Consider the following 25,989-nt stretch of genomic DNA (forward strand, 5'->3'; position numbering starts at 1 on the left):
AACAGCTTTCGCAGAGGTGAAATGTGCTCGCCGCCTCTTTTTTGCAGAGTGCGCAGTCTCCAGATGCGAAAAATCCTCTTACCATGCTCGCTTCTCCTTTAAAATGACATCCAAATCGGAATAGCGCCAGCGAATGCGGTTGTTTTCAACCATGCGCTTTAAGACCTGAAAGCTTCCGACGATGACCACGAGCTTCCGCGCCCGGGTGACGCCGGTGTAGAGCAGGTTTCTCGTATAAAGCATGGGCGGGCCGTTTAACAGGGGCATGACCACCACGGGAAATTCCGATCCCTGAGATTTATGCACGGTGCTGGCATAGGCGGGCATAAGCTCCGGCAAGTATTCGCTCGTGTAGGTGCAAAGCCTATCGTCGTAGAGGACCTTGATCCACCCGCCGGCGGGATCCACTGCCGTGACTCGGCCCAAATCGCCGTTAAAGACGCCTTCGCCCTCGTTGTCGAAGACTTTGTTTTGTGACTTCCAGGGCATTTGGTAATTGTTTTTCGTCTGCATCACCTTGTCGCCGACGCAGTAGGTGAAGCCCCGGCTTTCAAGGCCTTTCTTCCCGGGATTCAATGCCTTCTGCAGGGCTTCGTTTAAATGCTCGATGCCGCAAATGCCCTTTTTCATCGGCGCCAGAACCTGTATGTCTTCCATGGAATCCACGCCGTAGTAGGCGGGCAGGCGGTTTTTCACCAAATCGCAAATAAGCGCCAGGGCCTTGTCGGGATCGCTCTCTTCCATAAAAAAGAAATCCGTGCCCTTTTCATTGACCCGGGGCAGTTCCCCGTGATTGATGCGGTGGGCATTTTTTACGATGTAGGAGGTTTCCGCCTGGCGAAACACTTCGTCCAACTGCACGGAAGGCACTTCCCCGGAATCCAAAATGTCTTTCAACACATTTCCCGCCCCCACCGGCGGCAGCTGATCCACGTCGCCGACGAGTATGAGGCGGGTTTTTTCCTTTAAGGAGGTGAGCACGTCCCGCATCAGGAGCAAATCGATCATGCTGGCCTCGTCGATAATCAACACATCGGCATCGATGTCGTCGCCGGAGACGATGGAATCGGTGCCCTCTTCGTCGATGTAGTCATATTTTAAGAGGCGGTGGATCGTGGAGGCGCCTCGGCCCGTGGCCTCTTCCATGCGCTTCGCCGCCCGTCCCGTCGGCGCAGCCAGTGCGATGGAAAGATTCAGCCGATCCATGGCTTCCACAATGGCCCGAAGGGTGGTGGTCTTCCCCGTGCCGGGCCCGCCGGTAATGACGAGGAGGTGGGAATCCACGGCCCGCATGAGGGCCTCTTTTTGCTTCTCCGCCAAGGTCATGTCCAGCTTTTCGCACACGGCACTCACCATGTCTTCCGCCATGTGCTCGGCGAGATCCACTTTGCCCCGCTTTTTAATCTCCCGCGCCACCAATTGCTCGGCGCGAAAGTAGTTGAGGAAGTAGATTTTCACCACGCCGCCGCGCTGGGCCAGGTAAATGTCCGGATCCACAGCGAGGATTTGCAGAAACTCCTCCACAAATTCCACGTCCATGTTTAAAACCCGGGCCGCCTCTTCCATTAAAAGATCCTTGGGCAGGTAGCAGTTGCCGTCTAAGACGCCGTTGGTCAAGACGTATTTCATGGCGGCGACGATGCGCTTCGGGTCGTCTTCCGCCATGCCGATTTTTCTCGCAATCCCGTCGGCCTTTAAAAAGCCGAAGCCCCGCACCTTCCCCGCCAAGGCGTAGGGATTCTTTTCGATCATGGCCGGGGCATCTTTGCCGAAGACTTTGTAAATGGCCATGGCTTCTTTATTGGTGAGATCGAAGGCCGCCGCATCGAGAAAAAAATCCCGCATGCCCTTCTGCTCTTTCAGGGCGTCTAAGATCACGGCGAGCTTTTTCTTGCCGATCCCTTCCACCTCATTCAGCCGCTCCGGTTTCTCTTCGATAATCTGCAGGGTCTCCTCACCGAAGGTGTCCACAATGCGCTTCGCCGTCACTTTTCCCACATGGGGAATAAGGCCGCCGGAAAGGTAAGCGGTAATGGCTTCCTTCCCTCGCGGCCTTATTTTTTCCGCCCGGTCGAAGGCGAACTGCTCCCCATACTTCGGGTGATAAATCAGCTCGCCTTCCAGGCGCAAATGCTCTTTTTCATGAAAGGCGATGGACGTGCCTACAATGACGATATCCGTATCCTCCGTAATAAATTGGGCGACGGTATAGCCATTGCTTTCGTTTCGAAAAATAATATGATCCAAAACGCCTTCGATGATCACAAAGTCCCTACTTTCTGTTTTTCAATGCCTCTAAGATGGCTTCCACCTTATTCGTTTCTTCCCACGGTGCCGTCACATCTTCGCGGCCGAAGTGACCGTAGGCGGCGACATTTTTGTAAATGGGGCGCAAAAGATCCAAGTCGCGAATAATCGCTGCGGGACGCAGGTCGAATACTTCGTGGACCAAGTCTTCGATTTCGTTGTCGGTGAGATCCGAGGTGCCGTAGCTTTCCACGTAGACAGACAGGGGCTTGGCGATGCCGATGGCGTAGCTCAAGCCGATTTCGCATTTGTCGCAAACGCCTGCGGCCACGAGGTTTTTCGCCACGTAGCGGGCGGCGTAAGCGGCGGAGCGGTCAACTTTTGTCGGGTCTTTGCCGCTGAAGCAACCGCCGCCGTGGCGGGCATAGCCGCCGTAGGTGTCCACGATAATCTTGCGGCCCGTAAGCCCTGCATCGGCCACCGGTCCGCCTTCCACGAAGCGGCCCGTGGGATTGATGTAGATCTTCGTGTTCTCATCCATCCACTTGTCGGCGACCACGGGATCGATGACGTATTTTTCGATGTCCCCCCGAATGGTATCCAGATCCACCGCCGGATCGTGTTGGGTACTGACTACGATGTTTTCGAGGCGCACCGGCGTACCGTCGTGGTATTCCACGGTGACTTGGGTCTTGCCGTCGGGACGGAGATAGGTTAAGGTGCCGTCTTTGCGCACGTCGGAAAGCTTCTTCGCCATTTTGTGAGCGAGGGAAATGGGCAAGGGCATAAGCTCTTCCGTTTCTCGACAGGCGTAGCCGAACATAATCCCCTGATCCCCGGCGCCGAATGCGTCCAACTCCTCGGTGCCCGCTTCTTTAAAGCGGTCGACGCCCATGGCGATGTCCGGGCTTTGTTCTTTAATGGCGGAAATAACCGCCACGGATTCGGCTTCGAAGCCGTTTTGCACGCCGTGGACGTAGCCGATGTCCGTTAAAGTTTGGCGGACTACATTGGTAAAGTCCACATAGGCATTGGTGGAAATTTCACCGGTGATGACTACCATGCCCGTAGAAACCAAGCTTTCACACGCCACGCGGGCGTTTTTGTCTTTTGCGAGAATCGCATCTAAAATCCCGTCGGAAATTTGGTCGCACACCTTGTCCGGGTGGCCTTCGGTGACCGATTCCGAGGAAAATAACCATTTATTCATTTTTTCCTCCTTATGATTCAATAAAAAAAGCCTGCACGCGGCAGGCTTTCATTCTTATCTTTCAGACCTGTCGCGTCTGTAGGATTTAGCACCAAAAAGGGTTGCCGGGTTTCACAGTGCCTAGTCACTCCACCGCTCTTAATAAGAATGTTAAACAGTGATAACAGTATAGACGAATCAAAAGGAAAATGCAAGTCACGATTTCCAAAAACCTTTTTTCATAGCGGCCTTTATGAGTTCATCGCGAAAATCCGGATGGGCGATGGCGATTAACGCCTTGGCCCGCTCGTAAAGGCTCTTGCCCTTTAAATTGCAAATGCCGTATTCCGTGACCACATACTGGGTCACCGGGGCGGGCAAGGTGACGATGGTGCCCGTTAGAAAATCGGGGACGATGTTGGAATGGCGCAGGCCGTTTTTGTCCACGCGGGATGAGCGCAGGCAAATAAAGCCCTTGCCCTCCGGCGCCAAGTAGCTTCCCACGGCAAAATCGAATTGGCCGCCGGCGCCTGAGATTTGCCGCGTACCCACGCTTTCCGAGCTCACTTCGCCCCTGAGGTTCACCTGAATCGCCGTGTTAATGCTGGTCATTTTGTGTTGGGCGGCGATGGTGGCGGCACCGTTGACGTAATCCACCGGCCCCACGACGATGGAAGGATTTTCGTCGACGAAGTCGTAGAGGGCCTCGGTGCCCGCCAAAAAGGCACTCACCTGCCGACCGCGGTCCAGGGTCTTTTTCATACCGGTGATTTTTCCCGCCAAGGTCATTTTCATAAAGCTGTCCACGTACATTTCCGTGTGCACGCCTAAATCCTTTAAGCTGCTGCCTGCGATGACATCGCCGATGGCGTTAGGCAATGCGCCGATCCCCAGCTGCACCGTGGCTTCATTTTCCATGCGTTCCACCACGATTTCTGCAATTTTTCTGTCTAACTCGCCGTAGTCTCGATTGGGTAAGACGCCCATGGCGTGGGGCTTTGCCTCAATGATCACATCCACCTGATCGATGTGGAGTTCGCTCTCACAAAGGCCGAAAATCCGCGGCTGCTTTTCGTTGACCTCCACGATCACCCGCTTCGCCTTTTCCGCCAGTCGGAAAAAGTGGCTGCCGTCGATGCCGAAGTTAAAGTAGCCGTGCTTGTCCATGGGCGAGACGGAGATCACCAGGGCGTCCGTGTCTCTGTTTTCCGTAACGTAGCGAATGATTTCCGAGTAGCGCACGGGAATGTGGTTGGCCGTGCCCGCATCCATGGCGCGGCGCACTTGGCCGGTGCCGTGCCAGCTCTGCCACAAAAAGGGGCCGCCTGCATCTACCAAGCGGGAGGAATCCACGAGGACGCCGTTTCTGATGGCCACGTGATTCAGCTCATGGGCCCTCTCCGCCAGGGCCGCATCAAATTCCACGGGGAAGTTTGCGCCGAAACCAATTTCGATTTCATCGCCGTCTTGAATCAGGGCCGCCGCTTCTCGTGCCGTCTTCAGTTTTTCTTTGTAAATCTTCTCGTACATACTTTAAATTCCCTCACAAAAAAAGCCGACCGCAGTCGGCTCTTTCTTATCGTTTGTTGCTTCTGCGCCAAATACCCATTTCTTCAGCACTCTTAATGAGTTCATCTCTGAAGTCGGGATGTGCTAAGTTAATGAGTCCTTCGGCTCTTTCCCAGGTGCTGCGGCCTTTGACATTGAAGATGCCGTATTCCGTACAGATCATGTGGGTGTTGGGGCGTGCCACGGTAATGGCGGAGCCTGTTTGGAAATTGGGGAGAATCCGGGAGACGGTTTCGCCTTGTTTGTTGGTAAAGGTGGAGCTTAAGCAGATAATGCTCTTGCCGCCTTTAGCCAGGTAAGCACCTAAGGCGAAGTCTAATTGACCGCCGGCGCCGGAGATGTGGCGAAGGCCGGTGGATTCGGAGGATACTTGTCCCCACAGGTCCACGTTCAATGCGTTGTTAATGGAAATAAAGTTGTCGATTTCTGCGACGACGGCGGCGCTGTTGGTGTATTCAACCGGTGCAGCCATACATTCCGGGTTTTCGTCCAGGTAGTCGTATAATTCCTTGCTGCCTGCAGCGAAGGCGTAGACTTGACGGTATTTGTCGATGGTTTTCTTGGAGCCGTTGACTTTCCCTTTTTTCGCCATGTCCACAAAGGAATCGACATACATTTCGGAGTGAACGCCCAGGTCTTTTAAGTCGCTGTCTGCGATCAATGCGCCGACGGCGTTGGGCATCCCGCCGATCCCTAATTGAAGGGTGGCGCCGTTGGGAATTTCATCGACGATGAATTCAGCTACTTTTTTGTCGACATCGCCGTAACCCGAAGCGGGGAGTTCCACGGGAGCAATGGATCCCGCTTCAACGATGTAGTCGACATTGTCGATGTGGATTTCCGATTCGCATTTACCCGGGCAGTAGGGGAATGCTTCGTTGACTTCCACGATGACGGTTTTGGCTTTTTCCAAAATCGCCATTTGGTGAGATGTATTCAAACCGAAGTTGAAGTAACCATGTTTGTCCATGGGGGTGGTCATAACGACGGCGACGTCGATGTCCACTTCATCTCTGTAATATTTCGGAAGTTCCGAATAACGCAGGGGAATGTAGAATGCGCCGGGACCTGCATTAATGGCTTTTCTTTCGGATCCGCCTGCATGCCAGGAGTTCCAGGTAAAATGTTTGCCTTCCGGGTCTACTTTAAGTACTTCAGGTGCGGCGAATGCTAAACCGCCGTAAACCAATACGTCTTCTAATTCATCGACGCGTTTTGCCAGTTCTTTGTCCACTGCTTGACTGATCCCTGCAGCCCAGCCAAGTTCCACACGGTCGCCGGATTTTACCTTGGCGGCGGCCTCTTTTGCGGAAATCAATTTTTCACTGTATTTCTTTGAATAGTCCATGATAGTCCTCCCTGGTTTTTGATCATAAAAACGTTCGCTTGTTTAATAATACACGATATTGTATTGTTTTTCAATTTAAACTTGCCCAAGTTTGTTATTTTTTTATAAAACTTTTTTCGGTGCACGGAAAAAAGCCCTCATCTTTTTCGGATGAAGGCGTTTCATTTTTCTTATTGCTTAAAGGCCGTGTTTCCTGTATAAATCCCCGCGGCGGTCGTTTAAAAAGTGTTGCCAGCGCCGGGCTTCGTCCAGGTGCTTTTTTTCGAAGACGGCGGAATAAATTCCCTCGTCGCTTGCACCATAGACCAAGAGATCCCCTCTCGGGCTGACCAGGCCGCTGCCGCCGCTTCGCATATTCCCCGCCTTGTCGGATTTGCAAATGCCCGCCGCGGCGACGAAACATTGGTTTTCGATGGCCCGACTGCGAATCACAAGACTCATGTGTTCCAGCCACTTAGCGGGCCAGGCAAAGGCGGCAAACATAATGTCCACGCCTTTTAAAGCATAGCAGCGAATGTATTCGGGAAAATCCATGTCGTAGCAAATGGCCACGCCGCAGGGGATGCCGTCGATGGTCATAAAGCCCGGCCCGTCCCCCGCCGCGTAAAATTCCTGTTCGATGCCCGCCTGATACAAATGGGCCTTGTCGTAGACCAACACTTCTTCCCCGGCGCGGTCGAAGACGTGGCAGGTGTTGTAGAGCTTATTCTCCCGCACTTCCGCCACGCTGCCGCCGACGATGTTCACCTTGTATGCCTTCGCCAGGCGAGACAAGAGGGCCCGGGTTCTGTCGCCGTTTTTGTCCGCCCCGTCGAAATGGGTGGAGGGGGATGAAAACAGATTCCACTTTTCCGGCAGAAGAATCACGTCGGGCGCATCTTCCGCCGCCCGGTGAATCCACGCTTCCATGTAGCCGAAAGGATCCCGCCTTGCCATTCGCTCGTCGATTTGAACGCTGCTAACCTTTAAACGCCAGTCCATGTTTTCTCTCCTCGTCTGTCATTGAAAAAAGACCTTGCGTCAGCAAGGCCTTTGGTTTATTCTTCGTCGTTTTCGTCCCACGATTCGCTTTCCCCTTCGCCTAAGGGTTTCATGGTGGGGAAGAAGAGCACGTCGCGAATGCTGGATTGGTTGGTAAGAAGCATAATCATGCGGTCTACACCGATGCCCAAACCGCCGGTGGGGGGCAGGCCCACTTCGATGGCGTTAATGAAGTCGTAGTCCATGGGATGGGCTTCGTCGTCGCCTTTTTCCTGATCTGCCACTTGCTCTTCGAAACGGGCCCGTTGATCGATGGGGTCGTTTAACTCGCTGAAGGCATTGGCAAATTCCCAGGTGTTGATGAAAGCTTCGAAGCGGCGCGTCTTTCTAGGATCCTTGGGATCGCGCTTGGCCAGAGGGCTCACTTCCACCGGGTGGCCGGTGACGAAGGTGGGCTGAACCAGCTTTTCTTCGCAGAATTCTTCAAAGAGCTCGCTGATGACGTGGCCGCGGGTCCAGAAGGGTTGCACTTCCAGGCCCTTTTCCTTGGCGATGGCCAAAGCTTCTTCGTCGGTTTTTATAGCGGAGAAGTCTACGCCGGCGTATTCTTTTACCGCATCTTCCATGTCCACGCGGTTCCACGGCGGCGTCAGGTCGATTTCCGTGCCTTGGTAATTAATGACAGCCGAGCCCAATACTTTTTCCGCCGCATAGGCAAACATGTGCTCGGTAATGTGCATCATTTCGTCCATGTCCACATAAGCTTGGTACAATTCGATGTTGGTAAATTCCGGATTGTGACGGGTATCCATGCCTTCGTTTCTGAACATCTTGCCCATTTCGTACACTTTGTCAAAGCCGCCGACGATGAGGCGCTTCAGGAAAAGCTCGTTGGCAATACGCATTTGCAAATCGATGTCCAAGGCGTTGTGGTGGGTCAGGAAGGGACGGGCGTTGGCGCCGCCGGCTACATTGCCCAAAATCGGCGTTTCCACTTCCAAAAAGCCCTTGTTGTCTAAAAATTCCCGAATGGACTTAATAATGGCGGAACGCTTGAAGAAAACGTCTTTTACATCCGGATTCACGATAAGATCCACATAGCGTTGGCGATACCTGAGGTCCATGTCTTTGAGGCCGTGGTATTTTTCCGGCAACACCTGAATGCTCTTGGATAAGAGAGCCACTTCTTGTGCTTCCACGGAAATGGCGCCGGCTTCGGTTTTAATGACCTTGCCCTTGACGCCGAAAAAGTCGCCCACATCGGCGGCCTTCACCACTTCATAGGCCTCTTCCAAAATGTTTTTCTTGGCGAAAATTTGGATTTGACCGTAGGTGTCCTGTACGTCTAAAAAGGCGATTTTTCCGTGACGGCGCTTGGAAATAATGCGGCCTGCTACGGAGACGATCTTGCCTTCCATGGCATCGAAATTTTCGACGATGTCTTTGGTGTAGGTGTCCACGTCAAACTTTTCGACGATGTAGGGGCTGTTGCCTTCGTCGATTAAATTTTGGACTTTCTTCAGTTTTTGATCTCTTACTTCACTGCTCTTTTGGCCCTTCGCCATGGTCTACCTCCCTTATGCGATGGAAATCTTCAATACCTTGAGTCGGACTTTGCCTTGAGGCACGTCGATATCGGCCACTTCGCCGATGCTCATGCCCATGAGCCCGGCACCGATGGGGCTTTCGTTGGAAATTTTGCCTTCCAAAGGATCGGCCTCGGCGCTGCCCACGATGTGGTAGGTATCTTCTTCCTGTGTGTCTTCGTCTAAAACCGTCACCGCACTGCCTACATTGACGATTTGATCGTTCAGGTCGTTGCCCTTGACCACTTTGGCGTTTCTCGCCATGTATTCCAGCTTGGCGATGCGCTCTTCCACTTGAGCCTGTTCGTTTTTCGCCTCATCGTACTCGGAGTTTTCCGACAAGTCGCCGTAGCCCAGAGCCACTTTAATTCGCTCTGCCACTTCCTTGCGTCGTACGGTTTTTAAGTAGTCGATTTCGCTTTCGATTTTCTCTAAGCCTTCTTCTGTAATTAACACTTCATTATTATTTTCTGCCATAGTATCACTCCACTTCGTTTCTCGTCGTTTATGAAGAAAGGACCCGACGCCGGGTCCATGTAATCAAGTCGCCCTATTATATAAGAAATTACTCCCTCTGTCAATTACAGGCTTCCTTCGCCAACCGATCCAAGTAATCGTCGATGGCGTCTTTCTCCGACAGGGACAGGATTTCGTTGCGCCGCCTCTTCGCTTCGCTGAAGCCTTTTAAGTAGCCGATGAAGTGCTTGCGCATTTCGATGACGCCGAGGTGCTCGCCTTTTTCCGCCACGCTCAGCTCCAGATGATGCTTGGCCACGGCGATGATCTCCCTTTGGCTCGGCGCGTCGATGGCCTCACCTGAAAGGGCTCTTCGAATTTCCCGAAAGAGAAAGGGATGGCCCACGGCGCCACGCCCGATGGCCACGCCGGCCAACGGTGCATCCATATGGCGTAGCACATCTTCCGCCCGGTAAATGTCGCCGTTTCCCACGACGGGAACCTTCACCGCCTTCGCCAGGCGCGTGATAAAGTCCCAATCCGCCACGCCGCTGTAGTAGGCTTCCCGGCTTCTTCCGTGAACGGTAATTTCCCTTACCCCCGCAGCTTCGGCGATTTTTGCGATTTCCATGCCCTCTTCGTCCCCTTCGCTAAATCCCTTTCGGATCTTGACGGAGACGGGAATGGGTGAGCTTTCCACGCAGGCTTTTAAAATGGCGTCGGCTTTTTCCGGCGTCTTTAACAGGGCGCTTCCCGCCCCGGTCTTTACGATTTTCGGTGCGGGACAGCCCATGTTGATGTCCAGGCTGCGATAATTTTTCAATTCGTCGCCGAGCGCATCGAGGACGGCGCGAAAAATCTCCGCTTCGTCGCCGAAAAGCTGCAAACTCACCGGCGCCTCGTCTGCGGCCACAGCCATGAGGCGGCGAGTCTTTTTGTCCTTATAATAGAGGGCTTTGGCGCTTACCATTTCCGTGGTGGCATAATCCATGCCGTAGGCCGTGCAAATGCGTCGAAAACTTTGATCCGTGTAGCCCGCCATAGGGGCCAGGGCAATGGTAAAGGCCATTAGCTGTTCATCTCGTAAAGGATTCTGAGACCGTCCATGGTTAAATCCCGGTCGATAATAATATCGAAGCGGCTGTCGGAGACCAGGAGATTGGAAAAACCGCCGGTGGCGATGATTTTAATGGCTTCGCTTTCCATGCCCAGCTCGTCGCAAATATGGCCGAGAATGCCGTCGATCATGGTGGAGAAGCCGAAGTAAAGGCCGTTTTGCATGCTGCTCACCGTGTTTTTCCCGATGACTTTCTCCGGCCGAATGATTTCGATTTTCGGCAGCTTCGACGTGCGGGAGACCAAGGCGTCGGCGGAAATGGAAATCCCCGGCAAGATCAAGCCGCCCAGGTAGTTTTTCTTTCCGTCGACGACGCAGAAGGTAATGGCCGTGCCCAAGTCAATAATGATGCAGGGCCCGCCGTATTTTTCCACGGCGGCCACGGCATTGACGATGCGATCGGCGCCCACTTCCTTGGGATTGTCGTAACGAATATTGATCCCCGTCTTTACGCCGGCACCGACGATAATCGGGTAGCGATGAAAGTAGCGCACGATCATGTTTTGCAAGGTATGCATAATATTCGGCACCACCGACGACATAATGACCGCTTCAATGTTCACCGGCTTTAACTGCACGTTGTCCAACATTTCCGTGACCAACATACCGAACTCGTCGCTGGTCTTGTTTTGATCCGAAGAAATGCGCCAGTCGTGGATCAGTTCTTTTCCCTTGTACGCCCCGAAGACGATATTTGTATTTCCGACATCAATTGCTAATAACATAATGCACCTACTTGATTCTAACTTTATTTACTTGCCTTCCACGCCGTGACGACGCCGGTGGAGACGATGCCCGCGAGGATTCCTTCGGGCACACCCGATGTAATAATCGTACCGAATATAACTGAATTCACCAGCACCTCCGACGCCCCGACGGCCCGCACAAAGTCTTGGGCAAAGAAAATATAGATGCCGCCCATGACCATGACGGAGTGGAGGATGGTGGAGACGAAGGCCGAAAGCACCACGGCGCTTGCCTTGTTTTCCGAACGCAGAACCCAAATAAACAGGGCCACGGATAAGATGAGGAAGCCGCCGTTTAAAAGGGCGCCTGCGCCAAAGGCTTTCGCAGCCATGTTTTTGTAAAGGCCCACGGCTAAAAAGACGATGACCCCAAGCCATGCCGCCATGCCCATTTTCTTCAAGCCCTTGCCGTCGAAGGATTTAAAGAAGCGGAAAATATAGGCGGAAATCACACCTAAAAGGATGCGCGGCAGAATGGATATAAGGGGATTGTAAAAGACAAAGGAGATGGGGGTGGGGCGGGTGATGGCGTTAAAGAGGGAGCTGAGCCCGAAAATGAGCCCAACGAAACCGCCCACCACCGGCCCTTCGATAAAGGCGGCGATTAAGACGGGGATGTGCATGGTAGTGGCGTTTAAGGGGCCGATGGGCACAAAGCCCAAGGGCGTCATGCCCAAGACCACGGTAATGGCACCGAGAATGCCGATAATGACAATGTCCCGTGTGGTGAGAAAGGGCTTCTTCAATTTGTTATTCATAAAAACCTCCGATCCGGCTCGCGAGGATGCCGGTCTGTTTCATGGAAAAATTATACGCTGTATAAACTGTTGGCCACGGCCCGCGCCATCACTTTCGGCAGGTAATGCTCCGCCAATTGCATGGAGCAGTCCACTTCATTGGTGGCCAGAGAAAAAATCGTGTCCCCGTCCAGGCCCGTGTGCACCGGGGTAATGGTTTTTGCGTAGCCGTTGTGGGCGACGGAGGCCAGTTTACAAAGCTGTGTCTTCGTAAAGCGCCCGTTGGTGGCTACCACGCCTAATGTGGTGTTTTGATGCTTGCCTTTTTCGAAATCCACGGCACCTTTCGACAGGGCCTCTTCCACGGAATAGGTGATCCCCTCGACTTCCGGTGCCGCCAAGATTTCGCCGGTTTCTGCATCTTGAATGTGGCCGAAGGCATTCACCACGACCAAAGCGGAAAACACCACGTCCCCCACGGTAATGGAGGCGCTTCCCACGCCGGATTTTTTCGCGTAGGCGGGGCCCATGGTCTTCGCCACCGTGGCGCCACATCCGGCACCGATTGCGCCCTGGCGCCTGTCCCCCGGGCTTGCGGCTTCGTAAGCCGCCCGGCCCATGGCTTTATCGGGCCAGACGTCGGCTTTTTTGTACGTCAAGTCGAACAACACGGCGGCGGGCACGATGGGCACCACGCCCACGCCCACATCGAAGCCGATTCCGTCGTCTCTTAAAGCTTCCATGACGCCGGTGGCGCTGTCGAGTCCGAAGGCCGATCCGCCGCTTAATACGAAGGCGTGCACTTCGCTCACGGCATAGGTCGGGCCCAAAAGCACACACTCGCGGGTGCCCGGAGCGCCGCCTCGTACATCCACGCCGGCGGTGGAGCCTTTCGGGGCGAGTATTACCGTCACGCCGGTGCCGGCTTCTGCATCTTCCTTGTGGCCGACAGCGATGTTCGCTACGTCCGTTAAATGTCCCGAATACATAATCCCTCCTTTTTTAACGAAACGATTATACCATATCTTCGCCTGCCTCACGGCAGGAAATGGCAATAGGGCGCCTTTCTTTCCCCGGAAAAGAAAATAAAAATCCATCTTTTTGTTAAGATGGTGAAATTCACGGAATTCCTGTCAATATGTGAGATCCTTTTGATATAATAGACAATTATGAAGGAGGTTTCTATGGGTAAACGATCCGGCCGGAATCAACATGAGGGCAATTCCCTTCGTTGGAGCTCGGCCTTTAAAATCCTATTCTTATTAATCGTCATCGCAGGCATTACCCTGGTGGGCATCGCCATGGCCTATGCCGTGACGGCGATCAGCCAGTCGCCGGCCATCGATCCGAAAAATATCCGCTCGGCTATTTCCGAGACCTCGGTGGTACGCGATAAAAACGGCGACAATGTGGAGCAATTGGTACAAAATGAATTCAGCGAGTGGGTGCCCATTAAGCGCATGCCCGATTACTTGCTGGATGCCGCCGTGGCCATTGAAGACCAACGGTTTTACGAACACCACGGCGTGGATTTCCGCCGCCTGGTTTCGGCCACTTTGCGCAATCTCCAAAGCATGGACTTCAGCCAAGGGGGCTCCACCATTACCATGCAGGTGGCAAAGAATCTTTACACCTCGCCGGTAAAAAGCTATGCCAGAAAATTTCAAGACATTTACTACGCCTTCCAATTGGAAAGCAATTTAAGTAAAAAACAAATTTTGGAGGCCTATTTAAATTCCGCCGCCTTCTCCAAAGGCACCAAGGGCGTGGAAGCCGCATCGAAAACGTTCTTCGACAAAGACGTCAGCGACCTCACCTTGGCCGAAGCGGCGATGATCGTAGGCATTACCAATCGTCCTTCGGAGTACACGCCTTTTAACGCCGTGCCCATCGAAGAAAGCGACGATTTAGATACCATCGAATTCAGCCTGGTTCCCGCCGAAAGCATTGGCGCGGAAGCCACGGAACGAGACAAGGAATTAGGCGATGCCCTGGCGGAAAAGGAATTAATCGATCCCTTCGAGCACAGTCAAATCGCATCCGGTGTTCTGGTGGCGAGAAAAGCCGTGGCCAATCCCGCCAGTAAAAAACGCCAGGAATTAATTCTTCACAAAATGAATTCCTTGGGCATGATCGACGAATCCACTATGAAGGAAGCCATTAACGAAGACATCCATCTGGACTTAGGCAGCCACACCACCAAGGGCATTTCGTCCTACTATGTGGATGCGGTGAAAGACGAAGTCCTCGATATTCTCAAAGAAAAGGGCTACAAAAAAGACGAAGCGCAAAAAATTCTCTACAACGGCGGCTTGGTCATCGACACGCCCTTGGATTTAAACATTCAGAAAATTTTGGAAGAGAAAGTATCCCAAAATAGCTTCTTCCCCGGTCGCCACACCAACAAAAAAGGCATTATTCAACCCCAAGTCGGCATTACCATTATGGATCACCACACCGGTGAAGTGGTGGCCATCGTCGGTGGCCGCGGCATCGGCGGCAACAATATTTTGAACCGGGCAAAAAACCCCCGTCAACCAGGTTCGTCCATTAAGCCCATCGGCCCCTACCTCGCCCTCTTAAACAAGGGCGGCACTGCCGGCGACGTCTACCGCGATCTTCCCCGACCCGGCGGCTGGCCCAAAAACTCCACGGGCTACCAAGGTTGGGCCACGGTGCGCAATTTGATTCGCAATTCTTCCAATGTGGGCGCCTATTTAGTCGGCAAGGGCCTGGCTCCGGGAGAAGACGAGGCGGCTCAAATGATGATCGACAATCTGGAAAAAATGCAGATCTCCAGTTTGGTTCTTCCCGACGATCAAAAGAAGTACCCCAACATCGATACGATGAAATACAACGACGTGAATTTGGCCTCCCTTACTTTGGGCGGCATGACCGTGGGGATCAGCCCCCTGGAAATGGCCGGGGCGTTCAGCACCTTCCCCAACGGCGGGAAATTCATTAAGCCCACCTTTATCGATAAAATTACCGATAAGAGCGGCAAGGTTATTTACGAAAATCCCAAAGAAGAAGTGGAAATCACGTCCCCGCAAAATGCCTACATTATGACCTCCATGCTGGAATCCGTCGTAAAAAGCGGCACGGGGACCTACGCCAACTTCTCCGGCATGCACATTGCCGGCAAGACCGGTACTACCAACCGCAAGCGGGACAGCTGGTTTGTCGGCTTCACCCCCTACTACACCGGCGCCGTTTGGATCGGCAACGACGACAACACGCCCCTGTGGGACTACTCCCGTATGGCGGCCAATTTGTGGCGCTCCATTATGCGCGACGTCCACAAGGACTTAGACGACAAGAATTTCGACGAACCGGAAGACGGCCTGTACAAGAAGTACATCCCCGTTTCGGGCTACACGGAAATCTTCGCCGAAGGCACTTCGCCCAAGGGCCTGAAAAATCTTTATCGCAACGTTCCTCCGAAACCGAAGGAAGAAGATAAGGATAAAGACAAGGACAAAGACAAAGATAAAGACAAACAAAACGGCAATTCCAATTCCCAATCCTCGAAAGGCGGCAACAAAGGCGGCCAACAGGGCGGAAATAACGGAAACTAATTGCCTAAAGAAAAGAGCAAGACTTCGGCCTTGCTCTTTTTTCATGGGATTTGAAATTTTTCAGCTCTATCCACAATTTATTCATAATAAAAACACCTTTCTTTTTTAGCACAGAGTGCAAGAAAGGTGTTTTTGTTGTTCTTACAGGATATCGACTTCTTCGCCGGCCAGGGCTTTGTTCATGCTTCTGACGGCGCAGAATTTACCGCACATGGAGCAGGTTTCTTCCACTTCCGGGGAGCGGTCGTCGCGAACGGCCTTGGCGTGTTCCGGATCCATGGCTTCTTTAAACATGGCGTCCCAATCCAATTCCCGACGGGCTTTGCCCATGCGGTCGTCGGCGTCTCGTGCGCCGGGAATGCCTTTGGCGATGTCGGCGGCGTGGGCGGCGATTTTCGATGCCATAATCCCCTCTTTCACGTCGTCGGCATTGGGCAGAGCCAAGTGTTCCGCCGGGGTGACGTAGCAGAGGAAGGCGGCGCCGCTCATGGCTGCCACGGCCCCGCCGATGGCGGCGGTAATGTGGTCGTAGCCCGGGGCGATGTCGGTAACGAGTGGCCCTAAAACATAGAAGGGTGCGCCTTTACAGAGGCTTTGTTGGATTTCCATATTGGCCTTGACTTGATTCAAGGGCACGTGACCCGGGCCTTCCACCATGACTTGAACATCCTTATCCCACGCCCGTTGAGTCAATTCCCCTAAGCGAACCAATTCTTCGATTTGAAGCAAGTCGCCTGCATCGGCCAAGCAGCCGGGGCGGGCGCCGTCGCCGAGGGAAATGGTCATGTCGTATTCACGGCAAATATCCAAAATGTCGTCGTAGTATTCGTAGAAGGGGTTTTCGTTGCCGGTCATGCTCATCCAGGCGAAGACCAAGGAGCCGCCGCGGCTTACGATATTGGTGGTGCGGCCGAAGCGCTTTAATTGTTCCACGGTGCGGCGAGTGAGGCCGCAGTGCAGGGTCACGAAGTCCACGCCGTCTTCCCCGTGGGCGCGGATGACTTCGAGAAAATCTTGTGCCGTCAATTGACCCAGGTCTTTTTTATGATAGATGACCGAGTCGTAAATAGGCACGGTGCCGATCATGGCCGGGCATTCCGAGGTGAGTTTCCGTCTGAAAATCTTCGTGTCCCCGTGGGTGGATAAGTCCATAATGGCATCGCCGCCCAGTTTAACCGCGTGGTTCACTTTTTCCAGCTCTTCGTCTAAATTTTCAACGTCTTTGGAAACGCCTAAATTGACATTGATCTTGGTCTTTAACATGGAGCCGATGCCTGTGGGATCCAAGCATTTGTGATTAATGTTGGCGGGAATGGCGACTTTACCTTCCGCCACCCATTGCCGGATTTCTTCCGCCGTGCGGTTTTCCTTTTCGGCGACGATTTTCATCTCGTCGGTAATGATGCCTTGTCGTGCAGCGTCCATTTGTGTTGCATATGCCATTATTTTCTTCTCCTAACCATGTGATTGATCGGTCCTCGTCCTCGTCCCAGGTCGAGACCGTCAGCGATTGCATCGTACACGTAATTTTTTGCTTCTTCCACGGCCCGCACCTCCTCAAGGCCCAGGGCCAAGTAGGAAGCGATGGCGGAAGACAGGGTGCAGCCTGTGCCGTGGGTGTTGGGATTGTCAAGCATGGGCTTTTCGAAGTGGTGAATCCCTCCGTCGTAAAAGACGTCCACCGCTCGACCGGTGCCGTGGCCGCCTTTCACCAAAACCGACACACCGTAGGCGTCGCGAAGGGCCTTGGCCGCTTTCTCCTGATCCGCCACCTTCTCGATGGCCATGCCCGTCAAAAGTTCCGCCTCGGGAATGTTCGGCGTAAGCAAGGTGGCGCAGGGAAAGAGGATGGTCTTTAAACTTTCCATGGCCGCCGCTTTCAACAGGGGCGATCCGGAGGTGGCCACCATGACCGGATCGAGGACCACGGGCCCTTCATAACCCGCCAGTTCCTCGCCGATGGTTTTTATTATTTCAGGGGATGAGACCATACCGATTTTCACGGCATCCGGCGGAATGTCTGTGAGGACAGAGCGGATCTCTTGTGCCACAATGGCAACGTCCAAATCGACGATGGCCTGCACCCCGGTGGTGTTTTGCGCCGTAATGGATGTAATGGCCGACGTGGCAAAGACCCCCAGGGCCGTGGCGGTTTTAATGTCCGCCTGGATCCCCGCGCCGCTGGAAGAATCGCTTCCGGCGATGGTCAGCATCGTCTTCACTTCGCCGCCTCCCACTTTTGTGCCAGTTCCACGGCTGCGGCTTTGGGATCTTCCGCCGAGGCGATGGCGGAAACGACGAAGAAGCCGTCGACGCCGGTTTCGGCCAAGGCCTCCATGTCCTCGGCCTTGACGCCGCCACCGATGGTAATGGGCAGAGGCGAAATGGCCACCAGGGCTTTAATTTCATCCAAGGTGCGGTAGATGATATTGCCCTCTTCATCCATGCCGCAGTCTTTTTTCGTGTCCGTTTCGTGCAGGGGCCCGGCGCCGAAGTAATCCACGTCTTTAAAATTGCCCTCTTGCACGTAGCGGGTCAAATCCCCTGTGGGCGCGGAAAGGCCGATGACCGCATCGGGCCCTAAGTATTTTCGACACACGGACACGGGAATGTCCGATTGGCCCACGTGGATGCCGTCTACTTTTGCCCCCGCATCCCTCGCCGCCAGCGCCACGTCCAGGCGGTCGTTGATGAGCAGGGTCACTTCATTTTCTTTGTTCATGGATGCGATAAGATCCGATGTGCCGCAGGCCAGGGCGATCATTTCCCGTGCCGATGCGGTTTTGGAGCGGAGCTGAATGCAGGTGAATCCCGCTTCGATGGCGTCTCGAATAATGGGAAGCACCGGGCGGTTCCAGGTGTTTTCCGGGCCGACGACGAAATATTTTTCAATGCTGAATGTCATTTAAATCGCCTCCATGGGGCAGGCGGCCAAATCGTCGCCGGTGAGATTGGACAGGGCGTCTAAAAAAGCCACCTTGAAGCTCGCCGTGCCTTCCGCCTTCTTTTCTGCTATGGCACCTGCCACATTGTAGGCATTAGTCGCCGCCACAGCCGCCGTAAAGGGATCGGTGACCGAATGATAAACGGCGCAAACGCCGCCTAAGGAGCAGCCGCTTCCCGTAATGCGGGCGAAGTATTCGCTGCCGCCGAAGGAGAGGATGGTGCGCTCGCCGTCGGTAATTAAATCCTCTTTTCCCGAGACGCACACGGCGCCTTTAATGAAGCGGGCCAAAATTTCAGCCGCTTCTCTCGCCGATTCCACGCTTTCCGTGGAATCCACGCCGCGAACCTTGCCCTCGTCGGTGTCGATTAGATCCCACATTTTCGCCAGGGTAATCACTTCCGATGCGTTGCCGCGAACGATGGCCGGCGGATAATTTTTCATCCCCTTTAAAAGGGTGGTTCTCAGCTCACCCATGCCTGCCGCCACGGGATCCAACACATAGGCACACAACTCGTGTGCAGCCTTTGCCGCATTGGGAATGGTTTCGGCGTGAACGGGAATCAAGGTGCCTACGTTAATGTAGAGGCATTTGGCGATCTGTGCCATGGTGCGCCCCTCATCGGGCATGTAAACCATGGCTGCGGAGCCGCCAACGGCGATTTGCGCGTTGGCGACAAAATCGATGGTGACGAAATTGGTAATGGAAGGTGCCATGGGGCAAATCTTCCGTACGTCGTCTTGTGCTTTTTTCAAGGCATTTTTTAAATCGTTCATTTTGTCCTTCCTTTCGAGACAAAAAAAGGTATCTTCCCGTGAGAAGATACCTAAAAAAAGGCCGCCCGAAAAGGCGGGCCATGCATTCCTACGCGAGTATTAACTCACAGGTTCAAAGGGTCAGGTTTTACCTTCTCAACTTACAAAGTTCCCCTTGCGCTATTCATTTAAAAAGACCTTACCATTCAGCAAGGTCTTTGTCAAATAGTCAACACGACAAATAAGCCGTCCCTTTCTTCCGAAAAGTCGAAAGGCGGCTTATTTACGCCCGTAGGCGCAGGTCGATTTTTTTGTCTTTTGTGGCATTGAGATCATCGGCCACTTACTTCTCAAGGACTTTTTCCAGCGTGTAGCGGAATTTTCCGGCGGATTTTTTTCCGTACTCGATGGCCTCCACGGGGCAGTAATTCATGCAAGCCATGCAGTGGGTGCAGCGGTCGTACCACACGGGCCGCCCCGCTTCAAGCTTTACATTGGCCAAAATGCAGCGCTTTTCGCATTCGCCGCAGCCGATGCAATTGTCTTTGGCGTAAAAGGGCCGGGCCTTTACAAACAGGGCGTAGTAGGCGCCGTTAATGGCGGTGAGCAGCCGGCCGAGAAGGCCCGCATTTTTCTGCCCTGCTTTTTTCTGTTCGATTGTGTCTGCGATTCTTTCGATTGTTTTATCGGCCTCGGCAATGATCCCCCGCGCCTCGGCTGCCTTCGGCGCATCGAACATGGCGATGTAGTTTTCCGGCATGATCACTTCAAAGACGCCGCCGTAGACCAGGTTTTTCTCCCGTGCCATTTTTTCTTCATAGACCGGGGCACCGCCGATGCCGGAGCCGCAGGTCATGACCAGGTAAAGAGTCTTTCCCTCCACCTCGATTTGATGCCAATAGTCTTCCACGATGCGGGGCAGGCGCCAGCAATAGGTAGGCGTCACCAAAATCACGGTGTCGTCATGGATAGCGTCCATAACCCCGTTTTTTATGCGCTCCCCTATGTCCACCGCGTCCATACCTAATTTGTCGGCCAGTTTCTTCGCCACATAAGCGCTGTTTCCCGTGCCGCTGTAGTAATAAATCATAAACCCCTCCTATGGGAGCAGTATAACATATTACAAGGTCTTCATTAGGCTGCGGAGGCTTTTTACCGCCGCTTCCGGATCGACCGCGTATTGAATGGCGGAGACCACGCAGATGCCGTCAAAGTCTTCTCCCTTGAGCTCGGGGAGCGTCTTTTCGTTGATGCCGCCGATGGCATAAACGGGCACCTTCGCACATTTTTTTATGGCGCGGAAGGTCTCCATGGAGGTGTGACGGGTAATGACTTTGGTCTGCGTGGGAAAGAGGGCGCCGGTGCCGAAGTAGCTTGCCCCTTCTTCTTCCGCCTCTTTGGCCCTCGCCACGGTTTTCACGGAAGCGCCGATGAGGGCCTCATCCCCTAAAATGGCCCGGGCCTCTTTAATGCTCATATCGTCGTCGCCCAAGTGGAGGCCGACACCTAATTTTTTCGCCACCTCCACCCGGTCGTCGATAATGAGGGGCGTGTTGTATTTATCCGCTTCTTTTTTTATGCGAAGGGCCCGAGCATAGACTGCCTCGTCGGAAAGCTCTTTTTCCCTGAGCTGGATCAAGTCCACGCCGCCTTTTAAGGCCGCGAAGACGTCTGCAAAAAAAGCCTCTTCGTCGTCGTATTTTGTGGAATCCGTAATGAAATAAAGGGTCTTCATAGGCGAATGTAGTCGTTTCTCAGGACGTAGAGGCCTTCTTCTTTCAAATCCTTTTCGATTTCATCCAAGGTGCGGGTATCGGCGATGACGAATTGTTCTTCCCCTTCGTCTTCATCGGGCTCTTCGCCGCGGCGACCGATGCCCGTGTCCACGGAAGCGGAAATCTTCGTGGCGGCATAGAGCATGGCCTGATCTCTGAATTCTTTTCTTTCCCGCGTGGAAATGGTAATGGATGCGAAGGGCAGGAAGATGCGCATGGCCGTAATAAATTGCATGAGCTTCTTTTCGCCGATGCGATTGGTATTGTCCACATCTTCCGCACCGTGGGTGGGGCGAATCCGAGGGAAGGACACGGCGATTTCCACATGGGGGTATTTCCGTTGCACCAAGTAGGCGTGAAGGCCCAGGCGGAAGCAATCGGCTACGGGATCGGCAAGGCCGAATAAGACACCGAAGCCAACGCCCCGCATACCGCCCATGGCGGCACGCTCTTGGGTGCCCATTCGGTAGATAATGCTCCGCTTGTTTCCCCGAGGATGGTAGTAATCGTAAACTTCCGGATCGTAGCTTTCCTGGAACACGGTGACAAAGTCGGCACCGGCCTTTTGCAGCCGTTCGTAATCGGCGACATTGGCGGGATAAATTTCAAGGCCTACGACGCGGAAGTATTTTCTCGCCAGCTTCACGGCTTCTTCGATGTATTCCACCGGCGAGTAGTGATTGCTTTCGCCAGTTAAGATCAGCACGTCTTCGATGCCGTCTTTGGCCAAAGCCCGCATTTCCACTTCGATTTCATCGGAATTCAGCGCCGCCCGCTTAATGTCGCTCTTGGCGTTAAATCCGCAGTAGCGGCAGCCGTTTTCGCAGTAATTAGCGATGTAAAGGGGCGAGAAGGAATACACATTGTCGCCGAAGTATTGCCGACGAAGGCCGCGGGATTTTTCCATCATACGTTCGAGATAGGGTTCCGCCGCGGGAGAAAGCAGGGTGTAGAAATCGTCGGGAGTAAGGCGATCTTTTCTGAGCACTTCCGCCACTTCCGCGCCGGTTACCGTCCTTTGGCTTTCCCGTTCGTAGGTGGAGGCAATTTCTTTGGGAATGGCTTCGGAGATTTGATCCATGCCCGGGGCGTAATCGAATACTGTTTTAATCATCGTACCCTCCTCAATCAAAGAAGTCTCTTAACGGAGACGAGGGATCGGCGCCTTTGTCCAGGATGCGGCCCGGTCCGGATAAATGGCCCAAGCGGCCCGCTTCAATGGCCAGCTTAAAGGCTTTGGCCATCATGGGAATGTCGTTGGCCGTGGCGATGCCCGTGTTGGCCATAATGGCGGCGGCGCCCATTTCCATGGCTTCGGCAGCTTGGGACGGGCGGCCGATGCCGGCATCGACGATAATGGGCAGGTCGATTTCGTCGATTAAAATTTGGATAAATGCCTTCGTGGCCAAGCCGCGATTGCTGCCGATGGGAGACGCCAAAGGCATAATGGCGGCGGCACCGGCATCACGCATATCCCGAGCATAGTTCAAATCGGGATACATATAGGGCATGACGACGAAGCCTTCCTTGGCCAAAATGTCCGTGGCCTTTAATGTTTGTTCGTTGTCGGGGAGTAAGTACTTGGAGTCCCGCATGATTTCGATTTTGACGAAATTGCCGCAGCCCATTTCCTTTGCCAGGCGGGCGATTCGAATGGCTTCATCGGCATTGCGGGCGCCGCTGGTGTTGGGAATCAAGGTGACGTGTTTCGGAATAAATTCCAAAATATTCGTCACATCCGCCGTGTTTGCCCGGCGAAGGGCCACGGTAATCATTTCCGCCCCGGCGTGGGTAATGGCGGCGTCGATTAATTCCGGCGCATACTTGCCCGATCCTAAAATAAAGCGAGACTCAAAGGTCTTGTCCCCTAATTTCCACGTATCTTTCATGCTAATCCTCCTATTATCAGTTCGAATACAACTTGACACTCCATGGCGGCGATGGTCATGACCTTGGGCAGGTAACAATCCCTGCGGTCCTCGCCGTTAAAATCCCCCACCATATGAATGTGACCGAAATCCTTGCGCTTCACAGCCCCTGAGGGCCCCGCTACGCCGGTGGTACAGACATAAGGTGTTCTGTGGTCTTGAAAAAAATCAAAGGCCTCTATTTTCGACTGAACGCCGTCATAGGCCTCCACAACAATATCCGCCTCGGCCTCGATGGCCTTCAGCACTTCGGCGTCCACAAATTCATCCCGCGCCTCCACACATACGTGGGGCAGCCAATCGGTGATCTTCTCCGCCGTGGCCTGTACCTTTTTCTTTCCTATATCTGAAACGCTGTAGTTTTGGCGATTTAAATTCGACGCCTCCACCACATCGAAATCGTACAAAATAAGTTTTCCTACGCCCAGGCGGGCCAAAATCCACGCCACTTGGGATCCTAAGCCGCCGCAACCTAATACGGCGACGGTAAAATCCTCCACGGCATCGTTGATCTCGGGCCTTTGACGCGCCAAGACGTCTTCTCGTTTAACCTCCACCGGTAAAAGAAAACACCTCCAACATATCATCGTCATCGACCATTGTCTTCGCCATGTCCGCCCGCTTCACCAGCTGCCCGTTCATTTCCAGGGCCACGCCACAAGCGTCGTAGCCTGCGCGAATCAACACGTCGATTAAAGGCGCGGGGCCGTCTAATGCCACGACCTTCCCGTTAATCTTCACGGTCACCTCCTCACAAAATAAAAAAAAGCACGAAGGAACTACACCCGCGGTGGTGTACCCCTTCGTGCCTTGCACTCTTTTTCGAGTATAACACGGTCGCCTTTCCCTGACAAGTCATATAGGTGTAAAAAAATCGTTCTTACCACCTTCTTTCATTCCCCGGCCTTTGATTCGGCTCACGCTGCGCCCAGCGGCATACCATTTTTAATGGCCTCCCCGCACTTTCTTAACAGGGTGGTGAAAGAAAAAGCGGATCCCCTCGCTTTTTTTCATCCGCTCCGCTAAAACTGTATCCCCTTCTGAAAGAAGCAAGATTTTCGGCGAAAACCCACCCTCTCCCACGGTCAATTAACTTATAGATCATTCATTATTTTGATATTTAATCTTATGTGGAGATGGCCTCCCCGATTTTAACGCATCCATCCGCCCCCCTTTTTTGCCTTAAATAATTTTCTCACAGCCTCTGTCGTTATAAATTTTAATTTTAACAACCTGCATTTCTTGATATTTTTATGACTGATGGTTTTCTGCGAAAAAACATTTTTAAAAAACGTCCGTTTTTTTGTAAAAAGAGGTTTAATTTTTTAAAAAGAGGTGTATAATGTATTCACAAGCAGTTATTCATACTTATTCGGAGGTGACTTATGAGTTTAGCAGATGTACTAGGTAAAATTGATGCGTTCCTATGGGGTGTTCCTTTAATCGTATTACTCGTCGGCGCAGGCATTATCCTATCCGTCCGCACCGGCTTCGTCCAAGCCCGTCGTTTCGGCTATATTATGAAAAATACGATGGGCAAAATGTTCGAAAAGCACGAAGTTGAAGAAGGCGCCATCTCGCCTTTCCAAGCCTTATCTACGGCACTGGCCGCTACGGTCGGTACCGGTAACATCGTCGGCGTATCGGTCGCCATCTTAGGCGGCGGTCCCGGCGCCGTATTCTGGATGTGGGTTGCCGCATTCTTCGGTATGTGTACGAAGTTCTCTGAAGTAAACTTGGCAGTCGCCTATCGCGTTAAAACCGAAGACGGCTATGCCGGCGGCCCCATGTACTACTTAGACCGCGGTTTAAAGAAACCCTGGTTAGGCAAGTGCTTCGCCTTCCTGGCAGGTGTTGCCTGCTTCGGTATCGGTTGTTCCGTACAATCCAACGCCATCGCCGGTACGTTGAAATCATCCTTTAACGTTCCGCCCATGATCACTGCCGTGGTCATCACCGTCGCCGCTTCCGTCGTTATTATCGGCGGGATCCAATCCATCTCCAAAGTTACAGAAAAGCTCGTTCCCTTTATGGCAGCCTTCTATATCGCAGGTGGTTTAATCATCATTATCTCTAACGCCCACATGCTTCCCTTCGCCATTCGCGCCATCTTCGTCGGTGCCTTCAATCCGTCGGCAGTCGGCGGCGGTGTCATCGGCTACACCATTATGTTGGCTATGCGTAACGGCGTCAGCCGCGGCGTCTTCACCAATGAAGCCGGCTTAGGTTCTTCGCCTATCGCCCACGCCACGGCATCTACCGACCACCCGACCCGTCAAGGGATGTGGGGTGTTACGGAAGTCTTCTTGGATACCTTCGTTGTCTGCTCCATTACCGCACTGGTTATTATTACATCCGGCGTTTTGGATAAAGGCATAACCGATGCATCGGCCCTCGTATCCACGGCATTCGATATGCACTTGGCCATCGGTCGTTACATCGTATCCTTAGGCTTATTGCTCTTCGCATTCTCCACCATTCTCGGTTGGGAATACTACGGCGAAACCTCCGCCCGCTACCTCTTGGGCGCAGGCATCGGCAAACCCTACAAGCTCGTTTATATCATCATGATCTTCGTCGGTTGCGTTATGAACTTAGACCTTGCATGGACCGTCGCTAATATTCTCAATGCTTTAATGGCAGTCCCGAACTTAATCGGCTTGATCGGACTTTCCGGCGTCGTCGTCGCTTTGGAAAAAGACTTCTTCAAAGACGACCGCAAACGGACGTCCCCTGCAGAATACGAACACTTATTGAAATAAAAATAACTCATACTGCTAAAGACCCCTCGGCAATTGCCGGGGGTTTTCTTTTTGGCTCTATAATATCCATTGGGGAGTAACCTCCTTAATGGATATTTTTGTGCAAAAAGATAGCACTTGTTTTCCTAATCACCTAAAATTAAATCACCACAAAATAATAAAGGGGGGCAAACAAGTGCAAAACAATATTACCACATTACTTTTAGGAATCCAAGATGTCGAGGTCACCGGTGTTTCAGAAGAAAGACGCCTGATTACCATTGATTGCAA

Annotated in this window: 24 protein-coding genes and 2 riboswitches; of the genes, 3 read left to right on the forward strand and 21 right to left on the reverse strand. The window is 53.0% G+C overall.

The window, feature by feature from the left end; all coding sequences use genetic code 11:
* Positions 1-78: 78 nt before the first annotated feature.
* The 11 genes from recD2 to KO087_RS04435 form a co-directional block, all read right to left on the reverse strand.
* Complete coding sequence (gene recD2, locus KO087_RS04385; protein ID WP_215508088.1) at positions 79-2,247, reverse strand: SF1B family DNA helicase RecD2; 2,169 nt, start codon at positions 2,245-2,247, stop codon at positions 79-81.
* Positions 2,248-2,272: 25 nt separating this feature from the next.
* Positions 2,273-3,457 carry a methionine adenosyltransferase gene (gene metK / locus KO087_RS04390; protein WP_215508089.1) on the reverse strand — a complete coding sequence of 395 codons (1,185 nt, stop codon included), beginning with the start codon at positions 3,455-3,457 and terminating at the stop codon, positions 2,273-2,275.
* Between the two features lie 51 nt (positions 3,458-3,508).
* Positions 3,509-3,605: riboswitch (SAM riboswitch) on the reverse strand.
* 47 nt (positions 3,606-3,652) lie between these two features.
* The gene (locus tag KO087_RS04395) at positions 3,653-4,966 is read right to left on the reverse strand and encodes an acetyl-CoA hydrolase/transferase family protein (RefSeq protein ID WP_215508090.1); all 1,314 of its coding nucleotides are present in this window, start codon (positions 4,964-4,966) and stop codon (positions 3,653-3,655) included.
* Positions 4,967-5,012: 46 nt separating this feature from the next.
* Positions 5,013-6,353 carry a butyryl-CoA:acetate CoA-transferase gene (locus KO087_RS04400; RefSeq protein WP_215508091.1) on the reverse strand — a complete coding sequence of 447 codons (1,341 nt, stop codon included), beginning with the start codon at positions 6,351-6,353 and terminating at the stop codon, positions 5,013-5,015.
* A gap of 177 nt (positions 6,354-6,530) precedes the next feature.
* Positions 6,531-7,334, reverse strand: coding sequence for a nitrilase-related carbon-nitrogen hydrolase (locus KO087_RS04405; protein WP_215508092.1), 804 nt, complete (start codon positions 7,332-7,334; stop codon positions 6,531-6,533).
* 56 nt (positions 7,335-7,390) lie between these two features.
* On the reverse strand, positions 7,391-8,899 hold the full coding sequence (gene lysS / locus KO087_RS04410; RefSeq protein WP_215508093.1) for a lysine--tRNA ligase: 1,509 nt from the start codon (positions 8,897-8,899) through the stop codon (positions 7,391-7,393).
* A gap of 12 nt (positions 8,900-8,911) precedes the next feature.
* Positions 8,912-9,397 carry a transcription elongation factor GreA gene (gene greA / locus KO087_RS04415; RefSeq protein WP_215508094.1) on the reverse strand — a complete coding sequence of 162 codons (486 nt, stop codon included), beginning with the start codon at positions 9,395-9,397 and terminating at the stop codon, positions 8,912-8,914.
* A 100-nt stretch (positions 9,398-9,497) separates the two neighbouring features.
* Positions 9,498-10,445, reverse strand: a complete 948-nt coding sequence (locus KO087_RS04420; RefSeq protein ID WP_215508095.1) for a tRNA dihydrouridine synthase — start codon at positions 10,443-10,445, stop codon at positions 9,498-9,500.
* Positions 10,445-11,218, reverse strand: coding sequence for a type III pantothenate kinase (locus tag KO087_RS04425; protein WP_215508096.1), 774 nt, complete (start codon positions 11,216-11,218; stop codon positions 10,445-10,447). Before KO087_RS04425 ends, KO087_RS04420 begins: the two co-directional genes overlap by 1 nt.
* A gap of 23 nt (positions 11,219-11,241) precedes the next feature.
* Positions 11,242-11,997, reverse strand: coding sequence for an ECF transporter S component (locus tag KO087_RS04430; protein WP_215508097.1), 756 nt, complete (start codon positions 11,995-11,997; stop codon positions 11,242-11,244).
* Between the two features lie 50 nt (positions 11,998-12,047).
* Positions 12,048-12,965: a P1 family peptidase gene (locus KO087_RS04435; protein WP_215508098.1), complete on the reverse strand. Its 918-nt coding sequence runs from the start codon at positions 12,963-12,965 to the stop codon at positions 12,048-12,050.
* Positions 12,966-13,160: 195 nt separating this feature from the next.
* On the opposite strand from KO087_RS04435, the gene KO087_RS04440 reads away from it, so the two are divergent.
* Positions 13,161-15,554, forward strand: a complete 2,394-nt coding sequence (locus KO087_RS04440; protein ID WP_215508099.1) for a transglycosylase domain-containing protein — start codon at positions 13,161-13,163, stop codon at positions 15,552-15,554.
* Positions 15,555-15,695: 141 nt separating this feature from the next.
* Here the strand turns inward: KO087_RS04440 and thiC are convergent, their stop codons facing one another.
* The 10 genes from thiC to thiS form a co-directional block, all read right to left on the reverse strand.
* Positions 15,696-16,997: a phosphomethylpyrimidine synthase ThiC gene (gene thiC / locus KO087_RS04445; RefSeq protein WP_215508100.1), complete on the reverse strand. Its 1,302-nt coding sequence runs from the start codon at positions 16,995-16,997 to the stop codon at positions 15,696-15,698.
* Positions 16,997-17,767 (reverse strand): bifunctional hydroxymethylpyrimidine kinase/phosphomethylpyrimidine kinase, encoded by a 771-nt coding sequence (thiD, locus tag KO087_RS04450; protein WP_349665972.1) that lies wholly within the window; start codon positions 17,765-17,767, stop codon positions 16,997-16,999. The genes thiC and thiD overlap by 1 nt, the downstream gene beginning before the upstream one ends.
* 5 nt (positions 17,768-17,772) lie before the next feature.
* The gene (locus KO087_RS04455) at positions 17,773-18,459 is read right to left on the reverse strand and encodes a thiamine phosphate synthase (RefSeq protein WP_215508102.1); all 687 of its coding nucleotides are present in this window, start codon (positions 18,457-18,459) and stop codon (positions 17,773-17,775) included.
* Positions 18,460-19,275: a hydroxyethylthiazole kinase gene (gene thiM, locus KO087_RS04460; protein ID WP_215508103.1), complete on the reverse strand. Its 816-nt coding sequence runs from the start codon at positions 19,273-19,275 to the stop codon at positions 18,460-18,462.
* Positions 19,276-19,343: 68 nt separating this feature from the next.
* Positions 19,344-19,440: riboswitch (TPP riboswitch) on the reverse strand.
* A gap of 157 nt (positions 19,441-19,597) precedes the next feature.
* On the reverse strand, positions 19,598-20,344 hold the full coding sequence (locus tag KO087_RS04465; protein ID WP_215508104.1) for an EFR1 family ferrodoxin: 747 nt from the start codon (positions 20,342-20,344) through the stop codon (positions 19,598-19,600).
* A gap of 30 nt (positions 20,345-20,374) precedes the next feature.
* Positions 20,375-20,989, reverse strand: coding sequence for a thiamine phosphate synthase (thiE, locus tag KO087_RS04470; RefSeq protein ID WP_215508105.1), 615 nt, complete (start codon positions 20,987-20,989; stop codon positions 20,375-20,377).
* On the reverse strand, positions 20,986-22,143 hold the full coding sequence (gene thiH / locus KO087_RS04475; protein WP_215508106.1) for a 2-iminoacetate synthase ThiH: 1,158 nt from the start codon (positions 22,141-22,143) through the stop codon (positions 20,986-20,988). The genes thiE and thiH overlap by 4 nt, the downstream gene beginning before the upstream one ends.
* A gap of 10 nt (positions 22,144-22,153) precedes the next feature.
* The gene (locus KO087_RS04480; protein WP_215508107.1) at positions 22,154-22,918 is read right to left on the reverse strand and encodes a thiazole synthase; all 765 of its coding nucleotides are present in this window, start codon (positions 22,916-22,918) and stop codon (positions 22,154-22,156) included.
* Positions 22,915-23,514: a sulfur carrier protein ThiS adenylyltransferase ThiF gene (gene thiF / locus KO087_RS04485; protein ID WP_215508108.1), complete on the reverse strand. Its 600-nt coding sequence runs from the start codon at positions 23,512-23,514 to the stop codon at positions 22,915-22,917. The genes KO087_RS04480 and thiF overlap by 4 nt, the downstream gene beginning before the upstream one ends.
* Positions 23,504-23,698 carry a sulfur carrier protein ThiS gene (gene thiS, locus KO087_RS04490; RefSeq protein ID WP_215508109.1) on the reverse strand — a complete coding sequence of 65 codons (195 nt, stop codon included), beginning with the start codon at positions 23,696-23,698 and terminating at the stop codon, positions 23,504-23,506. Before thiS ends, thiF begins: the two co-directional genes overlap by 11 nt.
* Positions 23,699-24,342: 644 nt before the next feature.
* Here thiS and KO087_RS04495 point away from each other — a divergent pair.
* Complete coding sequence (locus tag KO087_RS04495) at positions 24,343-25,719, forward strand: alanine/glycine:cation symporter family protein (protein ID WP_215508110.1); 1,377 nt, start codon at positions 24,343-24,345, stop codon at positions 25,717-25,719.
* A gap of 88 nt (positions 25,720-25,807) precedes the next feature.
* A partial coding sequence (locus KO087_RS04500) for a hypothetical protein (protein ID WP_215508111.1) occupies positions 25,808-25,989 on the forward strand: 182 nt, incomplete at its 3' end.

This window comes from Peptoniphilus rachelemmaiella, assembly GCF_943169845.1.
Taxonomy (GTDB): Bacteria; Bacillota; Clostridia; order Tissierellales; family Peptoniphilaceae; genus Aedoeadaptatus; species Aedoeadaptatus rachelemmaiella.